16 protein-coding genes are annotated in these 21,428 nt (G+C 42.7%); 4 read left to right on the top strand and 12 right to left on the bottom strand.

Translation table 11 applies throughout. From position 1 onward, the window contains the following. Window positions 1–10: 10 nt before the first annotated feature. The 9 genes from HGR01_RS22710 to HGR01_RS22670 form a co-directional block, all read right to left on the bottom strand. A complete protein-coding gene (locus HGR01_RS22710; protein WP_045874551.1) occupies window positions 11–601 on the bottom strand; it encodes a dihydrofolate reductase family protein in 591 nt (196 codons plus the stop codon). 5 nt (window positions 602–606) lie between these two features. Beyond that, window positions 607–1,038 (bottom strand): GNAT family N-acetyltransferase, encoded by a 432-nt coding sequence (locus HGR01_RS22705; protein ID WP_045874552.1) that lies wholly within the window; start codon window positions 1,036–1,038, stop codon window positions 607–609. 19 nt (window positions 1,039–1,057) lie between these two features. Beyond that, the gene (locus HGR01_RS22700) at window positions 1,058–1,723 is read right to left on the bottom strand and encodes a hypothetical protein (RefSeq protein WP_045874553.1); all 666 of its coding nucleotides are present in this window, start codon (window positions 1,721–1,723) and stop codon (window positions 1,058–1,060) included. Window positions 1,724–1,799: 76 nt separating this feature from the next. Continuing rightward, a complete protein-coding gene (locus tag HGR01_RS22695) occupies window positions 1,800–2,186 on the bottom strand; it encodes a hypothetical protein (RefSeq protein ID WP_045874554.1) in 387 nt (128 codons plus the stop codon). Window positions 2,187–2,474: 288 nt separating this feature from the next. Beyond that, window positions 2,475–2,834, bottom strand: a complete 360-nt coding sequence (locus HGR01_RS22690; protein WP_045874555.1) for a hypothetical protein — start codon at window positions 2,832–2,834, stop codon at window positions 2,475–2,477. 474 nt (window positions 2,835–3,308) lie between these two features. Then, on the bottom strand, window positions 3,309–4,790 hold the full coding sequence (locus HGR01_RS22685; RefSeq protein ID WP_096621745.1) for a biotin/lipoyl-binding protein: 1,482 nt from the start codon (window positions 4,788–4,790) through the stop codon (window positions 3,309–3,311). A 131-nt stretch (window positions 4,791–4,921) separates the two neighbouring features. Then, window positions 4,922–7,102, bottom strand: coding sequence for a peptidase domain-containing ABC transporter (locus HGR01_RS22680; protein ID WP_045874556.1), 2,181 nt, complete (start codon window positions 7,100–7,102; stop codon window positions 4,922–4,924). Window positions 7,103–7,104: 2 nt separating this feature from the next. Continuing rightward, window positions 7,105–10,467, bottom strand: a complete 3,363-nt coding sequence (locus HGR01_RS22675) for a type 2 lanthipeptide synthetase LanM family protein (protein ID WP_228045344.1) — start codon at window positions 10,465–10,467, stop codon at window positions 7,105–7,107. A 154-nt stretch (window positions 10,468–10,621) separates the two neighbouring features. Continuing rightward, complete coding sequence (locus HGR01_RS22670; RefSeq protein WP_081584166.1) at window positions 10,622–10,855, bottom strand: mersacidin/lichenicidin family type 2 lantibiotic; 234 nt, start codon at window positions 10,853–10,855, stop codon at window positions 10,622–10,624. Between the two features lie 513 nt (window positions 10,856–11,368). Here HGR01_RS22670 and HGR01_RS22665 point away from each other — a divergent pair. From HGR01_RS22665 to HGR01_RS22650, 4 genes are all read left to right on the top strand, one after another. Next, window positions 11,369–13,150, top strand: a complete 1,782-nt coding sequence (locus HGR01_RS22665; protein ID WP_045874557.1) for a hypothetical protein — start codon at window positions 11,369–11,371, stop codon at window positions 13,148–13,150. A 9-nt stretch (window positions 13,151–13,159) separates the two neighbouring features. Further along, entirely contained in the window at window positions 13,160–14,602 is a 1,443-nt protein-coding gene (locus HGR01_RS22660; RefSeq protein WP_045874558.1) for a DUF1822 family protein, read from the top strand. A gap of 305 nt (window positions 14,603–14,907) precedes the next feature. Then, window positions 14,908–17,241 carry a CHASE2 domain-containing protein gene (locus tag HGR01_RS22655; RefSeq protein ID WP_045874559.1) on the top strand — a complete coding sequence of 778 codons (2,334 nt, stop codon included), beginning with the start codon at window positions 14,908–14,910 and terminating at the stop codon, window positions 17,239–17,241. A gap of 10 nt (window positions 17,242–17,251) precedes the next feature. Further along, window positions 17,252–18,145: a DUF928 domain-containing protein gene (locus HGR01_RS22650; RefSeq protein ID WP_052335458.1), complete on the top strand. Its 894-nt coding sequence runs from the start codon at window positions 17,252–17,254 to the stop codon at window positions 18,143–18,145. A 62-nt stretch (window positions 18,146–18,207) separates the two neighbouring features. On the opposite strand, the gene HGR01_RS22645 is transcribed toward HGR01_RS22650, so the two are convergent. The 3 genes from HGR01_RS22645 to HGR01_RS22635 form a co-directional block, all read right to left on the bottom strand. Then, window positions 18,208–18,645 carry a secondary thiamine-phosphate synthase enzyme YjbQ gene (locus HGR01_RS22645; protein ID WP_045874560.1) on the bottom strand — a complete coding sequence of 146 codons (438 nt, stop codon included), beginning with the start codon at window positions 18,643–18,645 and terminating at the stop codon, window positions 18,208–18,210. Window positions 18,646–18,991: 346 nt separating this feature from the next. Then, a complete protein-coding gene (locus HGR01_RS22640; protein WP_045874561.1) occupies window positions 18,992–19,915 on the bottom strand; it encodes a phosphodiester glycosidase family protein in 924 nt (307 codons plus the stop codon). Between the two features lie 239 nt (window positions 19,916–20,154). Beyond that, window positions 20,155–21,399 carry a DUF4912 domain-containing protein gene (locus HGR01_RS22635; protein WP_045874562.1) on the bottom strand — a complete coding sequence of 415 codons (1,245 nt, stop codon included), beginning with the start codon at window positions 21,397–21,399 and terminating at the stop codon, window positions 20,155–20,157. Window positions 21,400–21,428: the final 29 nt, after the last annotated feature.

Raw genomic sequence — 21,428 nt, 5'->3', positions numbered from 1 at the left:
GAAACTACCCCTACCCTATCTCTGTTGAAGGCACTCTGTAGTCAAGTAGCAAAACTCCATTGTCATATATCTTGCGATTGGTAAGTCCTAAAGCGGTTTGCTCGATCGCTCCAGCAAAAAGTGGAATACCCGCACCCATCAAAAATGGGTTTACTTTAAGAATGAGTCGATCAATTAACTGATTAGTAAACAGTGTTGTGGCTAAATCAGCACCACCACAGAGCCAAATACCTTTACCAGATTCACCTTTCAAACCCGTAACTAACTCGATCGCATCTTCAGTAACAAGTTCGACATTGGGATCTGGACTTACTTTAATACTGCGGGAAAAAAGATACTGTTTCATGTGCGAATAGGGACTGGCGATACCATCTTTCAAACCGATATCGTAAGTTTTTCGCCCCATCAAAACAACATCAAACCATTTATTTTCAGCGTGGATGCCCATTGCATCGCGGAGGTGAGATGGCACCGTTTCGGGAAAAGTAGCAAATAAATCGGCAAAATATTCGTTATCTTGGGAAAATCCATCGTGTGAGCCGTCTGTGTGCGCGATAAAGCCATCAACGCTACAAGCGACGTAGTAGGTTATTTCTCGCATATTATCTACTCCAGATCGAATGAGAACATTACATGATCGCTTGGTGCTTGAGGATTGCCCACACTCGCATATAAGCTCATTGCTGCGGTATTATCTCGTTCGGTTAATACCCATGCTACCTCACAGCCCAATTCCCGCCCCAACTCCAACACCCTATTCATCAACCGTTTGCCAATACCTTGCCGTTGATGAATTGCAGCGACACCAATTTCGTTAATCCATAGTTCGGGGAGGGGTTTGTCAGGATGGAGGTAATGAACAGCACAGACAAACCCAATGACTAAGTTATTATCGATTGCGACTACTAAATGATGGCGGGGATCGGCGAGAAATTCGATAGCGCGTGGTAGATTGATCGCATCGTCAAACACATCTGGATCGATATTTTTGAGGATATCTATATCATCTTTATTTGGGATTGCGATCGTAATTGTCATGGCGTGCGCTCCTCTTCCCCTACTTCAATTCTACTCGAACGGTTTTTATCTCCTTGTCGTTGTACGCAGTGATGTTTGCTGATACATTTTTGCTCGACCAACGCAGGGCTGTAACATGATAGTTGTAGCTTGTTCCGTATTTTGCACGGGCTAGAGTCACTGCTTTCCTTCCCAGTAAACCATCTCCTGTAATGTATAAGAGAATAGGCATTAATACAGTTAATCCTGCCCCAAGAAAGAATGCTTGTTTCGGGATAGAGACAGCAAGACTGGAGTTACGGCTCACAGACATCACAGGTGCAGCACTCAGTTGCCTGTAAATCCAATAGGCAACGGCAGTCTCCACAATTCTAGAGAGATACCACATCGAAAACCCACTAGGTTCGAGGCGAAATTCCAGCGTCAAGAGTGCGATTGGGGTTGAAAAAGACCGCATCAAGATGGAGCCAAGCCCACTAGCAATCCCGAATGCAGCGATCCATCTGACGATATTAGCAGTACGCAAGCTACCCCTGATGAGATAAACACCTGCCACTACAATTAAGATACCAGGGGATGAATAACTCTGATCTGATGCATTGCTTCCAACCGTGAATACACGATAAACCATATACATCAGATCGAGCATTCCCATCGCGATCAACACAATACCAACCTGCTTTAAAATAGCGCGATAATAGTGCATTTGCTGTAAGTTTCAATTACTGCTTGAGGGTAATGGATGTAGGCTCAAGCAGACTACATAATTGCTCAACAGGAAATTAATTCGACCCTGGAAAATTTGCTGGTTCGACACCCTGAGGTTGTCTTTTTTTGAAGTTTCCTGGTTTCGGCTGACATCTTTCGTGTGATTTAGTTTCTAAGCTAGATGGAGCGATATTTTCTGGCCCGACAATCAGCGTTTGATAATTAGCAGCTTTATCGATTATAATTTCGCCACAGCTATTGACTGATTTATCTTGGCGCGATCCTGGTTTTCCTTGCTCATTAATATATCTGATTTGGTATCGTTTGGTAGGAGTTAACCCTGTGATTACGACTTCACCTTTAGTGGTTTTGTAAGCTTCGGCGGCATTAGCGATCGCACTATGATTTAACACGAGTATTGCGGCGATGGACGCTGTAATAATTGAAAATTTAGTTGACATATTTATACTCCATGTTTGAGATAATTTTTGTGTAATCTGCTGAAATTATCTAGATAGCTCGAAGCAGAAAATATCCGCAGATAGAATTGCAATTAGACTGTGAATATCGTTCTGGATTAACCACGACTGGAAGTCATTGAACGAATTTTAGATTTTAAATTTTGGATTTTGAATTTTCAATCCAAAATCCAAAATTTAAAAAAGTGATAAGCACCCGAATTTCTTCGGGTAATAAATCTAAAATTCAAAATTGATTGACACTTCAGTAACTAGCAACTTTAGTCGAGCTTAATGAGTTTTGATACCGCCCGGTTTTCCAGTCCGGCCAGGGCCACCGCCAGAAACACTTTGACATTCGACAATATCGGTGTTTGAAGCCTGATAGGCAGAATCCCAATGGACATTCACCGAACGTGGGCAATTTTGATAGCTTTCGTTGACTATATAGACTGGCCCACCAGGGCCTTGAGTCTGAATTTTGACAGATTTAATTCCTTTAGAACTGGAAATAGTACATTGAACATTATTGGGGATAGAACAGTTGACTGTGGGCGCTGCTTTAGCAATAGATCCAAACGCCAAAGTGCCGAATAAAGTTGCACTAGAAATCAAACTAACAACTACTAATTTGGATGGTAGAACCGACATTATTTTTCTCCTACGTTATTTAATTGAAGTTATGTTGTTCAGGGTGTTAAGCCTTACATTAGAGTTAATGGGATAGCTTTTTTTGATTTATGCACTTCTTCTATTGGCACAGATGTTTTTCTAACCCATGAAAAACTCCACCCACACTTCTTGAGCTTCAGAACATCGCCAGGGGATGGAGTTTTTGGGCATAGGGGACTTCCAACTAATACCAATTCTTCAAAATATGGCTACACATAAGTAGTAGAGGGGCAGGGAGCAGGGGGAGAAAGAAAAATATGATCTGAGTAAATTGGATAATTTAATTTCTGGAAGAGCGCTAGGGCATGGGGAAGAAACTATCAATGCCACATGCCCCAAGCGGCTGTCCTTCTTCACCCACAAGGGGATGGAGAGGGACAGCCGCTTTCTATGCAACGCTTATACTGACTAAGTTATAGCTATTATCTTTTTAATCAAAAATCCTTTACAAGTTCACAAGTTTGTAATTAACCTAGCTCTCCTCAGCATGTATTTCAGGACTGTTTCTCGTCGAGAAATAATATCAGCTCTGCCTTCCATTCCCGGCTGAATAGTACAGTGATGGTTGCTGCTACCTAAGGACAAGGTATCGGGCAATATAGTCACCTCGTAGAAAGAAGAATTGCTAACCTTGGGCAAAGCCTCACCCTTTTGGGATTTAAAGGTATCTTCAGAAATGTGACTGACGACACCTTTAAGAGTACCGTAATCAGGATAGGGACAGGCAGAAACTTGCATCTGCACCTGTTGACCTATTTCTAACTGACTCACATCTTCTGGTGCAACGGCAGCTTTAATTACTAAGGGAGCATTGCTAGGGACAATTTGAGCAATTTCTTCGCCCATCCGCACCGATTGGCCTGGATTGCGTAAATTTAGCCCAGAGATTATCCCATCTTCGGTAACTGTAATCTTGGTTTGGTGGAGGTCGTTTTCCACTTGTTGCAGTTCCCTAGTATCTTGTTGCAGCTGATTTCGCATTTGAATTCGCTGTTGGAATAGTGCTTCCCATTCGCGGTTGAGTGTGGCGAGAGTAGCTTGACCGGCTGCACTTTCTTGGGCAATATTTTCTTGAGCGATCACAATTTCTGCATTACTGGGGTTAAGAGTTGCTTGAGCGCGTTGTAGTTTGGCTCGCACTGCGGCTACAGCTTGTTTTTGTTGGGCAATAATTTGCTGTTGCGCTTCAATACTAGCTCGTCGCACCTCAACAGCTTGTTGTTGTTGAGCAACTTCTAACTGCACTTCTTCTAATTGATTGAGAGATAAAGCTCCAGCTTGAACTACCTTTTGATAGCGATCGCGTTTTGTTTGAGCTGCTTTTAACGCTGCTTCTGTTGATTGTAAATTAGCACGAGCTGAACGTAATTCGATTTGTGCTTGCTGCCATTCTTGTTGCGCTCTGTTTAAGTTCGCCTGGACTTCTGCAACTTCCGCCTTGACAGTAATTTGCTTTTCTTGATAATTGCGTTGCACACGATTAAGTTCCGCTTGAGCCGAAGTCACCGCCCGGTTTTTGCGCTCGGTTTCCGCTTTGATTTGGCGATTCAAAGCCTTAATTTGAGCGTCAATTTGTAGTAGTTGCAGTTGCGTTTGTTGAATATTGCTTTGCAGTTGACTTTTTTTCGTTTGCAGGCGGGAGTCATCAATAGTGGCTAGTACATCTCCTTTTTTCACCACCTGATTTTCTTTAACAAAAACGTTGGTAATTTGTCCTTCGGTGGCTGCTTGTACAAGCCGTAATTCTCCAGCAGGGCGAATGCTGGCTTGGCCTTTAACCGTGACTTTATATTCAATCACAGAAGCAAGTGCGATCGCTCCTCCTACACCACCAACAAGTACTAAACTACCTAGTCTCGCCCAATTACCAATCGGCGGGAGAAATTCACTGCTTTCAACTGGGGGTAGAGAGTTGGGGTTTAAGTAGCTAACCATTTTAATGGGGATTGTTGACTGTTAACTGTTGACTGGGTGAGGGGGATGAGGAAGTAGGGGAGAAATATCCATTACCAATTACCTAATGCCCCATGCCCTATGCCCTATGCCCAAAGTCGGCGGGTGACAGTTCATCCTACCCCTTGAAAGAGTGAGCTTTCCCGCCGACTTTCGAGAAAGTTTAGATGCTCGCCTGGTTGATGGCTGAGGGTTTCTGGAGAACCTTGGATTTTGAGTTTTCCTTGCTCTAACATGACAATCCAATCGGCTTGTTGGATGACTTTGGGGCGATGGCTAATTAAAATTGTGGTTTGATGCTGGCGATGGGTTAGCAGATGGTTTAAGACTTCGGCTTCACTGACGGGGTCAAGTGCGCCAGTCGATTCGTCTAAAATCAAGACTGGGGGATTATTGACAATAGCACGAGCGATCGCTAATCTCTGCTTTTGACCACCTGAAAGATTAGCCCCAAATTCCCCTAAGACTGTTTGATATTTGTCGGGGAGTTGGCTGATAAACTCGTCAGCCCCAGAAATTTGGCAAGCTTGGACAATTTGCTCTAAGGTAATGTGAGGCGAGCCTAAACGGAAATTTTCCATGATCGACCGACTCCAAAAGTGCGCTTCTTGGGGAACTAGCACTACTTGTTGTCGCAGACATTCTAAAGAAAGGTCTTCCAGATTATAAATTCCAAAGCGAATATTACCCGACTGAAGCTGATATAAACCAGCAATTAATTTTGCTAGGGTACTTTTACCGCAGCCAGATTTACCGATGAGGGCAATAACTTTACCACCAGGAATAGTCAAAGAGAAATCTTCTAGTAAGTCAACTCTACCTGCATGATGGAAGTTGAGGTTGCTACAGGTGATATCTGCATTCGTGGGAATTTTTACCCAAGGCTTTTGGTAATTATCTAAAGTTTCTGGGGTAGCTTCAATAACTTCCGTGAGGCGTTGGGTAGCAGTTTTAGCACGGGTGAATTCATCAATAAAGTCGATAGTAGTTTCAATAAAAGTGGTAAAGTTAGCATTCATACTATTAAATGCTAGTAGCATCCCAATAGTTAATTCCTGACTAATCACCAGAGTACTGCCGAACCAAAGCAAAGCAATACTACCAATGCTGGAAACTAAATTTGAAAAAATACCGTTGATAATACTAATTTGAATAGTGCGGAAGGTAAAGTTAGCCAGGCGGCTAAATCTACCTTGAAATTCTTCCCAGAATTGGGGAGCAGCAGCAGTAGTTTTGAGGGTAATCGCGCCTTTGAAAGTTTCGACTAAAACCCCTTGATTTTCGGCTGATAATACCAAAACACTGCGAATTTTTTGCTGGAGGGTGGGCAAAAAAGCTATTGTAGAGAGAGTCATTAAAAGCGCGATCGCACCTGCTAGAACTGTGAGTTTGATACTGTAAAACAGCATGAAACCTAGAGAAACTAGAGCGATAAATAGTTGGCTAGGTAGACTAACAACAGCTTGAGAAATTAACTGATTAATTTGTTGAATATCTTCTAAACGACTAACAATTTCACCACTGCGACGAGATTCGTAATAACTTAAAGGTAACTGGAGAATTTGCCGACCAAATTCAAAAATTAATCCGAGTTGCAGACGTTGGGCAAAGTGAGCCACGAGATTTGATTGCGCTAATCGCAAGCTGCTGCTAACTAAACGCATAGCAATCACCCCAATGGCAACGCTGGTGAGGAGTTGGGTATCTCCACGAACTAGCACGTCATCGGTGAGGATTTGCAGCAAAAAGGGCGAAGCGAGAGACAGTAGACCGAGAACCGAGTTGAGTAATAAAGTTTGAGCAAGAATAGCGCGATATGGCCACAAACGCTTGAGGAAGCGTCCAAAACCACCAATTTTCTCTTTTTCATCTTCCTGAACAGAAAAGCGGACTGCATCTGGTTCCAGGAGCAGCATGACTCCATCTGTCCATGCTTCCAGAAGCCACTTTTTTTCTAGATAGCGGATACCGACAGCCGGATCAGCAACAACGTATTTATTGCCCCGCTTGCCGTATAAAATTACCCAATGATAGCCTTTCCAATGAATAATTGCTGGTAGGGGTATAATCTTTTCGTTGAAGGCTTCTAGAGGTGCTTTCACAGCCCTGGCGTTGAAACCAAGGCTCTCTGCGCCTCGTTTCAGTCCTAGTAATGTGGTTCCTTGTTGCCCAGTGCCTACAGTTTCTCGAATGCGGCTAATGGTGAAAGTTTTACCATAATATTTGGCAATAGAAGCAAGACTGGCAGCACCACAGTCTTCTTCACTATGTTGTTTCACAAGCTGGTATTTCATTGTCAGTTATGAGGTGCGATGGCGAAACGCCCGCCAAAGGCGATCGCATACTCTTCATTTGTCTGCACTGGGCTGTTAAGCTGAGGAGGCTCCAGCACTAAAACTGAGGGAACAAGCTCTGGCGCGGCTAGTCGCAGCAATCCATAACCAATGCCTGCTAGTCCTGTCATCAGTCCTGGTGTCTCTACTCCCAAAGGTACGCCACAAAGCCATCCGTGTTGGTTTATACTTGCAAGAATCATGGTAGCAAAGCGATCAACTTGAGTTTGCCATTGCGGATCGTTGAGGGTGAGACTGGCTTGCAATAGTAATTCTAGGTTACCTAAATCTCCGTGACAGAGGGAGTGATTGCTGCCAAAACCCTGAGCTATTGTGGTTTTCAGGGCTGTGTTAATTTCGGAACGAATTTGGCGATCGCTCAGGTGTGGAAGAGAGCGCAAGCGAGCCAGCCCAATTCCTGGCGCACCGTGACACCATGCTGTCATACAGCTATGTTTGCTGTCATATTTTTGCATTAATTGAGCAGTAAAATTGCGTAAGTCTAGCCAGTTGCCAACTTCCGCCACAAACAGGCTACGCTCATACTCAATAGCAGCTAAAGCAGTTGTGTAAAAACGCTGCTCACCTGTCAAAGATGCCAACTCTAACAGCGCCCAAGCTATCCCTGCTACACCGTGAGAAAACCCTGCTAACGGTGCTGTATCTAATATCTTCGTACTCCAAGCAATACCTTGCTGCATGGGTTGCGCGCAGGCGATGAGACGATCGCCACATTGAATGGCAGCAGCTAATGTGCGATCGCATGGCGCACAGCGATACAGAGCAATTAAACCACCTATGCACCCAGCTGCACCGCTAATAATATCGAATTGTTCGTCTTTTTCAATTAGCTCAGGTAGATGTTTAACAATCTCTTGTGCCTCTTTCAGCAGCGTTGGTTGATTCCACAGCATACTGATATGAGAGAGAGTATAGATAATTCCTCCCCAACCCTCAAAAAAACCAATGGATGTGACATGAGATCGGTTGTTATCTACTTGGCGGAGAATTGTATTTAATGCAGATTTAGCTAAATTTCTATAGCGTTCCTCGCCAGTAACAGCACTCAGATAAGCCAGAAATAATGCTACTCCTGATAATCCGTTATACAGATCCATATTTAGTGGAGTCAGCAACCATGTTTCTTGGGGTGTAAGCTGCAAACCAATCCAATTAGCATCCTGTTCGCTAGATAATGCTAACGCTTCTAAGCGATCGCCTACTGCCTGTGCTGCTACTAGTAATTCCTCCCGACTGGCAGAATGATGCACTTCCGTGACAGAGTAACTGGGCGATTGTCTTTGCTGTTTTGCCGTTACCAATGTAGTCAGAGAAGCCCGAATAAACCACAGTTGTTGTGTTAAATCAGCTTCATCAAGTTGCTGAAAACGACGTTGAACTGAAGCCATACTTGATTCAGCAAAAAAATCGGCAATTCGCTCTCCAGAACTAGTCCACAAATCCCGTGAATTAGGACGAGTTGTGAATAGGGGAATATCACCTTGCCATAAATCATTGCGTTCAGCAGTAATTACTTGAGCCAAATGGGGTTTTTGGACAACTTCTAGCCAGAGACGATCAAAATGGCGATCGCGATCTAAAGCATTACGCAAAACATCGGGATGAAAACCTTCAGTTAATAGTAAACTATAGATATAAGTAGAACGAATAATCGCCCGCACATAATCCTGACTAAAACGAGCTAAAATACCATTTTCTGCCAATAAATCGTCTCGATGATTTAAAAGTAATCGATATATATTAGTAAATCCTGTAATTAGAGAATCTGTATAATCCAATACATTAATTTCTTCACCATTGCAAGTCGGTCGATTTTGGTTTTCTGGCATTTCTAACCGCTTGCGTTTCAGAGACATTTCATCAGTTCCCTGTCCTGCCAAATATAGAGCGTGATAGGGTGTGAGTTGACCTTGTGCAGATCCCAAACCACTTAAATCAACGCCTTCATACTCAGCATTACCATAAATTCGCTGTGGCAATAATCCAATGCTCAAAACTGAGAAAGCCATCTTTTTGTAAGCCAGTAAATCTGATTTGACAAGTTCCACTCGCTCAAAGCAAGGATGAAACAAAGCTTCCAAGTCAATTAAAATAGGATGCTCACCTGCGGCGATTAAGTTCTCACTGTGAAAATCAGTTGCTTGCAAGGCGTAGAGTAAAGCTAAGTAGCCACCCTGACGTTCATAAAAACGCTCAATTTCGGCTTTTGTGTTGCATCCAGCCGCACTAACGAATTCCACCCAACCATAATCATCACGTTGTAGAATCTTGAGAGTTTGAAATGGTGGATGAGTACCGCGATCGTTGAGCCAGGTGAGTAATTCTTGGAAATGCACATCAACAGCTAGGGTTCTCGGTTTATAAACAATCTGCAATCCAGAACTAAATTTAGCAATCAAAACGGAACGTCCACCCCGATGGCTATCCCCAGCACTACCTTGTAACTCTATCAGTACTCCTGGCTGATTTTCGGGACTAAACAGCTTGCAGATATCGCTCCAATCAGCGCAAAGATGGCGCAGGAACTCTAAACTGAATAGCACCCAATGATCAATACAAATTTTGATTTGGCGTGTGAGAACTGGATATTCTTGCAACAAAGCCAATGCTTGAGAAGGCTGTCTTAAATTGGCAATGAAGTTTTGAAATCTTTCTTGTGGCGTATCCCCATTTAATAATCCTTGCAGTCGCGCCACATTGATTTCCAAAACCATTGTTCTGTGTAGCATCTGCAACAATTTTTTTGTTACATTTGCTAGTAATATCTCCATCACAGTATCAGCATCAAAAGCTAGCTCTGATTGGCGCTGAATTAGTTGCTGTAATTCTTGATGTAGTTGCTCAAAGCCTTGTTTTATAAGTGGCTCGACGGCATACAAAAAACCAGTTGTGCTTTCTTTGAGAATTTCTGGAGGCAAAAATATATGAGAATCAGAGTTAGCAAATTCAGTAAATACTTGTTCGATTTGTGACATCCATCCCGGAGGAGAAACGCGATCGCCTATCGCCTCCATTGGCGTACCTAAAATGTTGAGAAATTCTGACTCAGTGACTCCATCCAATTCTAGACGCTGCGCCCAATCAGCATCACTCATAAATAAGTTTTGTTTCCGCCAGCGTTGCATTCTTTCTTGTGCTGTTTTGCGATTAATTTGCTGTTGGGATACTTGAGAATTAAATATATTTAGTAAGGCAATACGTTCATCTAATGTCAGAGCTTGAAACCATTGTTTATTCATTACAGCATCTTGATGTATGAAGTCAGGTAGTAAGTGTTTAAGGGTGAACCAAAAAGGCTCACCCATCTTGATTAGAAAGGTGTGATTACACTAGAAAAATTGGCATTGCATATTTGCGGGATGAATTCAGACTTCTGGAAAAAGCTAAAAGTCGATTCTTTGCGCCTTTGCGGCTTTGCGTGAGACAAAAATTATCCCATCAATCAGCAACGCCAAAAAATTAACCATTAGGAAAAACGTCGCAACCAGTTAGGAAGTAGGTAGAAGGTGCGGCAAAAAACTCAGGAGGAAGCCTAAATTTACCGACATATCCGCCAGCTACAGCTTCCATTTCCTCATCTGAGAGTTGAATCTGTCCAGCAGGATTTTCAGGTAATTGAGAACGTTGTTCTTCACTCAAGCTATTACGATAGTCTTCATCTTTCCATGCACGAATAATGTCAAAGTTAGACATGATGTTTCTCCTTAATTTAAATGATGTAAGTTTTTTGAAAGGAGGTCTTTTTCCCAAATAGAGAAGTAAGCAAAGAGACAGTAATTAACCACAGCTTTAACAATGTAATGAACAACATTGAATTGAGCTTGCTTGCTTTACCTCGTTGGGTTTGAACCCTTTCACTCAAGTTAATGGGATAGGCTTTTTGGATTTATGCACTTGTCCCGATGTAATAGCTGTTTTTCTACTCCATGAAATAGCTGAAAATATTACTCTGACTAGGTTGCAATTATTTTATTGAAAGCGGCAGGAAACTCCATTCTCTTGTGAGTGCACTTTCTTGTGCGCCCCACAGCTTCGGGTATTGGACATGGGAAAGAAATACAATGCCCAAAAACTCCGATGTGCATAAATAATGAAATGCCATCCCAATAACCCGATGAAAGGGTTTTAGCTCTAATTTTTGATTTTGAATGGGCAATTTATGGTAAAACAGCAGGGGAGCAAGGGGGAGTCTTCTGGGAGTATGAAATGAGCGAGCAATTCTGGACTTTGTATGACTTCGCTGCAACTAACGGTTATCCTCCCTTTAAACGGTTAATTGAAAATCGCTTGCGGGAGAGAATGGCAAAGCTAGTTAAGTTGCATCCCCAATGGGATGAGAACGACTATGCAAATTATTTTGTCAAAATTCTCAATGATGATTCTCAACCGGAAACCGAAAAGCGGTTAGCTCACTGGCACTTATTAGCTTACTTCGATCGCGATCGCTGTTATCTAATTTGGCGCAGTTGGTGTCGTCTCCCGTTTTACGCTACTTATGGGGAAAATTTGTATGCGCTGACGAACGAACACCTGTGTAATCGGGAGAAATTACGGCAATATCTCAGTAAATATCAAACTAGCGGCTATGGTGGAGCAAGTCTAAAAAGCTACATGGTAGGGGTGCTGCGAAATGTCACCCGCGACCATGTAAACTGGGAATCGAGATGGCATTTGTTGTGTGATGTAGACATCAATAGTCACAGAAAATTGCAAAAGGCGGAAGAACGACTCAGATCCGCACTCAACAACGCGGGAGCAAGAGAACCGGAAATTTCTCAGTATCTTTTTGCTTGGCGATATTTTATTCCGATTTACAAAAACAACCGTGTCTACAATCCCCAAAGACGAGAAAGGGGAAAATGGCCGGAACCAGAATTTGCTGATTTTGTCGCCACAGCTAAGGATTACAACTCGCAAAGATTCCAGCCAGGCGCACCTCTGCAAGTAGCTGTGGGTGCAGATGTCGCACCTGCAATGATCCAAAAATGGATGAATTTATGTATTGATGCTTTACAGCAATCCGATCAAATTATTGAAGTTCCTTACGATGCTCATAGTAACGAACCGGCTGATTCTGGGGAAGCAATAGAACAGGATGAAGAACAGAGCTTATCTTTACCAGCAGTAGATTTGGCTTTAACAAGCGAACTGGAAATTATTGAGCAAAACCTCGATAAAACTCGCAGCCAAATTCCTAAATCTTACCGCCAAGCTGTCATGGCTTTGTGTTATCCTCATCCCTTGGCGCTGTTAACTCAAGAACAGTTTGCGAGTAAGATGAGCGTGCATCAGGGAACGATTTCCCGCTACATTTCTAAATATGTGGAAACGCCATTAATCGAAAAATTTCAGCAGTTAACCAGCGAACAATTTCACCCTACAGATTATATTAAAACCTTTTTAACGGAAAAATTTGCTCGTCTGCAACGAGTTAATCCCATTGAAACGCAATTAATGGCAGCAATTGCTGATTTAGATGCCGAATTACAACATATTCTGAAGCTTAGTTACGGTCAAAAACTAAATATTAGTGAATTAACTCAAACTCTGAGCCAAGATAAAGTAATTACTCCAGCAGAAGTACAAGAGAAGTTAACTTTAGCTTACAATCAATTAGAAAAGAGCTTTTTAAATTTACTCCAGCAATGGCAAATTAACTATATCAAATCTTGGTTAAAAAGCTATTATCAAAATCTGATTCAATCAGGATTATTAAAGTCTTTTGAGCAATTAGCAGCACCGCAGCAAGAAATTTTGTTACTCAGATATGCTCAAAAACAAGACATAAATAATATTGAAATTATCACATCTCACTCTCATGCCGACCAACTGCTCGCCGCAGCCAAGCAGCAATTACAGCGTTTGTTTCTCCTGTGGATTGATACCAGCTTTGGACTTTCCCTAGAGACAGAAACTCAACAAATCGGGGAAATTATTGAGGATTGGCTGTCAACCAACTTGCTCTACCAAGAAATCCAGAGAAATTAAGGAGAGAATATGCTAAATTTGCGAAAACTTGTCACTACATATCCTAACCATCTCTGGTTGACTTTATCACAAGAGCTGCAACAAGCAGCTTGGCAGCAATCCCAATCTCACGCTAATGCTGCTGCTTGCTGTCAAGCATATCTCAATTATTTGTGCGTAAAAACTTTTATTCCCTGGCTGGAGGCTTGGTTAGCAGAAGACAACCCCCAAGCTAACAATAAAAACAGTATTTTTTCTCCTACAAAGTGGGATTCTCTCTGGGAATTTGTCAATGGGACTCCCATTGATTTAGGAGAAATCCGCTTAGTTTTAATTCCTAGCGACACCAGCGATTTAGGAGAATTTGCTGTTCCTTGCGAGTGGGTTGATATTCCTAGCTGGCGCAAAGATTATTACCTCGCCGTGCAAATTAATTTAGGCAATCCTGAACAATCTTGGCTGCGATTATGGGGATATGTAAGCTATCAAAAACTCAAGAGTCAGGGGATATATGATGAGAGCGATCGCACTTACTATATTCATCAGGAAGCTTTGGCGGAAGATATCACCCAAATGCTACTCCTTCCCCAGTCAGATGTTATCCCCCAAGCCGCACCATCGCAGTTATCAACACAAGTAGCTGAGGAGTTCTTCACCCAGTTAAGCAATCCTTCCATATATTCCCCCAGACTAGCAGTGCCTTTTGAACAGTGGGCAGCGTTAATTGTAGACGAGCAGTCGCGGCAAAAACTATACCAGCAACGCCTAAAATTAGCTACAACCCCAACAGCAAATTCAGCAACAGTTAACTTGCGCCAGTGGTTACAGCAAGCAGACAGCATAATTACGGAAATCTGGCAAGCAGTTGATGCGCTTTTAACACAACCAGAGTTAGGTGCAGTGCGGAGTGCAGAAATGAGCGTTTCTGCGGAAGCGATCGCACCCGTCATCCGCCTGATTAAATCCAATCGCCCAGAGAAAGAACGCTGTCAAGCCGCCGGGGTGTTAGGACAAATCGGCATTGGTCATCCCGAAGCGATCGCAGCGTTGATAGAATTGTTACATACTGCCAATGATGAGGAAACCCGTTGGGAAGCTGCTTTAAGTTTAGGTAAAATCGCTCCCCATCATCCCCAAGCTGGTATTAGTAGAGCCAGGCTAATTGATTTGGGAATGCAGCTAGGAGATTGCAAAGTCGCGCTAATTATCACCATCCGACCGAAAACTGAGGAGAAAATCGGCGTACGGCTACAAGTGCAACCGATTAGCCAGCAACACAAGCTACCACCAAATCTCATGTTAAGTGTGATTTCCGGTGGAGAAACTCGCTTGCAAGCCCAAACAAGAAGTGACGAACAAGGTGAAGGGAAAGATAAAGTTCTCCAATTAGGCTTTAGCCCACCACCAGGAACGCAATTTCAGGTACAAGTAACATTGAATGAGGTTAGGGTGTGTGAGAATTTTGTAGGGTAACGAACCGCCAAAAAATCGATGGGGAAAGGTCAAAAGAAGCAGGGGAGCAGGGAGCAGGGAGCAGGGGGCAGAAAGAAAATATTCTTGGAGTATATTGGATAATTTATTTTCTGGAAGTCCCTTAAAAAATAAATTGACAACAAAACAATCATTTTGGAGGGGGTTTGGGGGACGCAACCGTCACCCAATCGGGGGTTTGGGGGAGAATCCCCCAATTGATCTAGCTGTTTCCACAAGTGATCTTCTCTGAACTTTATTGACTTATATTCTTCTTTGCGCGAGCAACAATTAATCGGTAAGTAACCATGCCCAGGGTAGCAGTTCTAAAAATTGGCAGAGGAAACTTTCACCAAGGGTTTGAAGTATCCCTAGAACTGAGAGAAGATGGCGGTTTGCCTGTAGGGGAAATTGAAGGTAGACTTGGCGCTAATACAGATATTGAAGGCTTGTATTTTTTATGGCAACAGTCCTTTCGTAGTCTCAGCGCGATTGCTCGCAATGATGGGTGGGAAATTGAGTCAAGTTTACCAACAAATCGCGCTACTAGGGAGATTACTGACGACTGCTGGCAAAGAATGCGACAGGTGGAAGCTAACCTGAACGAATGGCTGCAACCTTCTGGGGAACTGGGGTGGCAAAAAATCCGCGAAAGGTTAAGCAAGGAACTCGCTACTCAGGCTGATACGCTGCGGTTAGCTATCAAAGCTAGAGATCCGATCCTCTGGAAACTACCTTGGCATAGCTGGGATTTGCTATCAAGTTATCCCAATGTGGGGGTGAGCTACAGTCCGGTAGAATATGAATCTTGGGAAATTGCCAAACATCAAACTCAAAGCGATCGCGTGCGGTTGTTGGCGATTTTCGGGGATAATCAAAACCTAGATTTAGCTGCGGATCGTCAAGCAATTGACAATCTCCAGGAAACAGAGTCAGTTTTTTACCATCAACCCCAAGCGCGAGATTTAATCGCCCAGCTACGAAATCCCCAAGGCTGGGATATCTTCTTTTTTGCTGGGCATAGCCAAACGATAGAACAAAGGGGGCGAATTAGTCTCAGCGCTAGAGAAAGTATTGAAACTGACCAATTTAAACACGCTTTGCGAGAAGCAGTGCAAAAAGGCTTAAAAATCGCCATTTTTAATTCTTGTGAAGGATTGGGATTAGCCCAGCAGTTAGCTGATTTGCACGTCCCGATTATTATTGTCATGCAGGAGATTGTCCCCGATGTCGTCGCGCAATCGTTTCTCAAGGAATTTCTGCGAGAATATGCTGGCGGACAACCTTTATATAGTGCTGTACGCCATGCCCAGGAACGACTAGAGGAATTTACGGAGTTACCTGGGGCTACTTGGTTACCAATGATTTATCAAAATCCGGCTGAGGTGCCGCCGACTTGGCAGGATTTACGCCCGAAAAAGCGTCAGCATCGCTTTGGGCTTGACTGGCAGCATTTGCCAAATATCTTGGTGAAAAGCTTGGTAGCTACTGGTTTAGTGATGGCAGTACGTTTTGTTGGGGGACTTCAGCCTGTGGAATTGTGGGCTTTTGACCAGATGACACGCTTACAAAGCGATCGCGGTATTGATGAGCGTCTACTGATTGTAAAAGTTACAGAACAAGATATTCAACAGCAGCGACAATATCCCCTGAGCGATCGCGTCATTTTACAAACTCTCGAAAAACTTCAGGCGCATCAACCTAGAGCCATTGGCTTGGATATCTACCGCGATTTTCCTGTAGAACCAGGATATCGCGAGCTAGCTGCACATATCAAAAAAAACTCAAACTTGGTAACAATCTGCGAAGTCAGCCATCCAGAAGCCAAAGCCAACAAATTTGGAGTTGCTTCACCCCCAGCTAGTCCCCCTGAGAATGTCGGCTTTAGCGATATCGCAGTTGAACCAGATGGAACAGTGCGCCGTTATTTGTTGCATTTAAATCCAGGCGATTCAGTTTGCCAAGTCCCTTATGCTTTCAGTGCGGAATTAGCCTTACGTTACCTCGATGCTGAAGGTATTCAACCAGAAGCAACATCAGATGGCAATTTACAGCTTGGCTCTACCGTTTTTCAACCATTAGAAAAGCATACAGGTTTTTATCACAACATTGACCCTCGCGGTCATCAAGTCTTGCTCAGTTATCGTTCTTTCACAAAAGTCGCTAGGGAAGTCACGCTCACAGAAGTTCTCCAAAATGATTTTAAACCCCAGTGGGTGAAAAACAGGATTGTGTTGATTGGCGTTGTCGCTCAATCAGTAGGCGATCGCTTTTCTACTCCCTTTAGTAACGAAATTGACAAGAAAATGCCTGGTGTAGTGATTCACGCCCAAATGGTGAGTCAAATGCTGAGTATCGCCAAACAAGAACGCCCCTTACTACAGTTTTGGCCCCAAACCTTAGATGCAGTTTGGATTGGGAGTTGGGCACTTACGGGGGGTTTATGCGTCTGGGTATTTCATGGGCTGGTTTATCGGCGGATTGCGATCGCCTCAGCCATGATTATTCTTGGTAGCCTCTGCTTGTCTTTGTTCAGTATCGGCATTTGTGCGCCCTTAGTTCCTTCAGTAATTGCTTTGGTGATTAGCTACATAATTACAACTAAGACGGTAATAGGGAAAAGGATGAAGGATGAAGGATGAAGTATAAAGTATGAAGTTTTATCGCTGGAAAATGGGACTAGCTTTGGCATTAGCCTTAGCTTTCATTGGTTTTGGTGCGAGTAAAGGAAAAGCCCAACCTTTTCAACATCGCCAACAAATCCTTGCTTCGACTACATCCCCGATTAAGCAAAATTCCTCACAGCAGTCCCAACCCAAACCCGCAACTGCTTCCCCAGTGAAGTTTAAGCGCCCGCCACTGTCACCACGCGGCGCACCAGGTAATCGCAAAGGCGGCGGAACTCGTGACGGATATATTTGTTCAGCGCTGGAAATTAAAGAACGGCTGATGGCTTTAGTTCCGGCTGTAGAATCAGAGCCAGGAATCAGCCATGTTTGGGGATTAACCCTGGAAGCTTCTCCCACTCTTTGGTTTTATGTTCCTTATCAACCGCAAGATATCAAGGTTGGTGAATTAGAAATCTGGGACGAAACCGATCCAGATCCGAGAAATTATCAGCAAACTTATCAAGGAACTTTCAAAGTTACCGACACACCAGGAGCGATCGCTCTCACTCTCCCATCGACAGTAAAATTAGAACCAGGTAAAAACTACCATTGGTATTTAACCCTGAATATGAATTGCGATCGCGAAGCGCAAGCTGTCAATGTCAACGGCTGGATTCAACGAGTTAAATTGAGCAATAGTCTTCCCCCACAGCAATCAACTGAACGCAATCGAGTTATTTTCTATGCCGAAAATGGCATTTGGTACGACGCTATAACTTTATTAGCCCAAATGCGCCGTCGCCAACCACAAACACAAATCTTACTCACAGATTGGCAAAAATTGTTCAGGGATATTGGACTAGAAGAGTTTGCAAACAAACCTATTGTACCTTGCTGTCAGCCGGGGATTCGAGATTATACCAATTTGGGATTTTAGATTTTGGAACTGCCAAATTTTTATGTATGGCAATGTTAATTTTGAATTTGTATTATCTTTATTTACTCTCCAGAAATTTGTACAAAAACTGTTCTTTGTCGCGGGCCATCTAATTCAAAAAATAAAACTGATTGCCAAGTTCCTAAAGCTAATTTTCCATCCACAATCGGAATTACTTCACTAGTACTGAGCATCATTGCCATCAAATGAGAATGAGCATTCATTGGTTCATCTTCTGGGACAACTCTTAAATGCAAATCATTATGTAAATATCGGTCAGATTCTGGTGCTAATTTCCGCAAGAATCCTTTGATATCTTCTAACAGTCTTTCTTCATTTTCGTTAATAGCTAAGGCCGTTGTTGTGTGGCGAGAAAATATTAAAGCCTGTCCATTTTGAATCGATGTAGAAGCAATACAATCCTGAATCTGGGGCGTAATGTTATGAATATTAATTCCTGCTTGGGTTGGAATTTCAATTAGCTGATTCACAATTGGCATATTGCAGAAACCTTTCGCTGATGTTAAATAAGCCTTCTAAAATAGAATATCCGTTCACGTAGGATGCGTTAGCGATAGCGTAACGCATCATTGTCAAAGCTAGCTTTTCCTGCTTTACAGCTACGCCTAATACCATTTCACAAAAAATATGATGTGGATGTAGGTTGGGTTGAGGAACGAAACCCAACACTCCAAAGTCTTGTAATAGTTGGGTTTCACTTCGTTCAACCCAACCTACGCATCTGTATCATTTTTTTCTAGAATTGGTATAACGCACGCTAAATTGATAAAATTTTTGCAGAAATAAAATCGGATTTCTAGACCTTTAGCATTATCTGTAAATATTTTATTTTTTATATATTAAAAACACTGAACCAATCGGCCCTGCATTTTCTACATATATTTTATTATTATAAAATAATCCGGGAGACATCCCACCATCAAATAATATTCCTTCTTGAATTTTACCTAAACAATTATTACTGGCAATGCCTGCTAAAACATCATCAAAATTCTCGGGTAATAATTCTTGATTATTTTGAGAAAATTCAATATTAGAATTAGCTTTTGCATCATTCACTAACAAAATTACATATCCTTTATCGGTAATAGCAGCTAAAGAGCGATTCGTCGCCTGTTTACAAGCAAACTCTCCCAAATCATTACAAATATCTTTAAACTTTCCGTCCCGATAAAATCTCCCATTACCTCCTACCAAGTTGTAATTAAGAATTTCCTCTTTTCTTCTACCAGCCTGGATAGTGGCTTTTCTATTTTTTGGGTTACCTCCAGATACACCAAAAGAAGAACGTTTATTTTTAAAGTCTCCAGAATACTCAAATCCGCGAGAAATATTTAAACCTTGGGGTTTGTTATCAGTGCCTATATAATCAGCATTAATTGCTGCTATGGGAGTTTGTCCGTTTAATTTAGAATTTTCATCAGCAATGATTTCCCGAAAGATTTTTGGCACATATTCCTTACGCAATTTTCCTTGACTATTTTTGGCGTAAAGTTTATGAGCAAGTCCAACATTTACCTTAAAATCTAATTTTTCTGAGCGGGGGTTAAACACAACCACATGATTGATCCCTCTATCAAATTTTTTCCCTAGATTATTAGCTTTGAAGAACTCAATACTAAAATTAGCATTTTTGCCAATGCAAGCAATTTTCGCTGATTCTTGAGCTGCATTGGATGTATTATCTCTACAGCCAGATAATAGATTGAGTGCGATTACAAAAATAGATAATAAAAATAATTTTTTCATTTGTTAGTTGGTGTTCGGTTTTTGGTGTTCGGTGTTTGGTATTTAGTGTTTTTCATGACCAATTACCAATTACCCATTACTAATTACCCATTACTAATTACCCAATCCCCATTACCCCTTATCCCCAGAGGGGGCCCCGAGTTCCCCAATCCCCAATCCCATTGACACAAAAAACCCGCTACAGAATTACTATAGCGGGTAAAAATTTATTCAATCTGGAGTCGATGCAAAATTTCCTATTAAGACAGCCATTCTAAAACGGCTTCGTCTTTAGTATTGGTATTGCGGGATGGGGTTTCACGATTAAACTTCATGTGAATTGAGCGGGTTTGCTCGCCATCAGCAGCAACAGCCAAGATAGGATAGTCGATTAAACCATCTTGGAAGGACATTTGGAAGCGGAATGTACCATCTGGATTCAGCTTAATTGGACGACCGCCAATTGTAACGGTAGCATCTGGTTCAGTTGCACCATAGACAATTAATTCAGCATCAGCAATTAACCAGAACTTGCGAGGACGTACTGGTACAGCAGAGGCGGAGAAGCCAACGCCAGACATTCCTACACCAGACATATTTAAACCAGAGGTGGTGGGAACTGCCCACATACCTACACCAGATGGGAAAATGTAGGAGCTGATAGCCTGTTCTGGTGTTACAGAGCCAGGTACGTGCTGCATGGAACCAAACAGAGAACCTGCAACCCGTTGTGCTTCAGCAGATTCCGCCATACCAAAGATTTGGTCGTAAATGGGGTTACCGTTAGCATAAGCTGTGGTAGCAATTTTCTTGGCTGGGGGAACCAATTCGTAAACAGTCTTACCACGCAAGTCTTCTTCAAAGTTGACGGTGACGAATACATCCTCAATCCAGTCTGAAGGATAGACAGGAGGAATATGTACACGTGCAGAACGTGCTAGAACTAACCAGCGTCCGTCAACAGCACGATAGCCAATATCAATTACATAGTCGCGATCGCTCACAGGAATTGGTAGATACCATTCTCTAGCCAATTCATCAGCAGGATATTCTTGCAAGCTGTGGGGACTTTGGAAATCAATGTTGATGTCGGTAACATCATAAATCCGCAGCGCTAACTGTTGTCCCCCTTGTCTCCGTAGTTCTTCTTTATGCTCATTGGGAACATCCCAGTAGGTGTAAGCCCACTGGGGATCGCGTGGTAAAAGTACAATCCGGCTTTCACCGTAACCAGCAGGTAGATCTCCTAGTTCCTCATCAACATCAATGAGCAAACCACCATTGCGATCTTCTTGACCTAACTCGAATTTTGCTGCTTCCACGGTTTCCTGTGCCTCCAGTGAACGAGATGGACTAAGTGAAAACTTGCTGCGCTGAACTTCCTGAATCGATGCCAGTAATTGTGATTTACGCATCCGGCTATAGCGAGAAATGCCATATTCACTCGCTACTTTGCGTAATTGCCGCAATGTCATCTCCTCTAGCGGCGGGCGTTCTTTTGCCATTAATTTGGCCTCCAGTAGTTTGAAAGGTA

It is taken from the genome of Tolypothrix sp. PCC 7712 (assembly GCF_025860405.1).
GTDB lineage: Bacteria > Cyanobacteriota > Cyanobacteriia > Cyanobacteriales > Nostocaceae > Aulosira > Aulosira diplosiphon.
The sequence above is the reverse complement of the archived record's forward strand: the minus strand, read 5'-3'. Positions and strand labels throughout refer to the sequence as shown.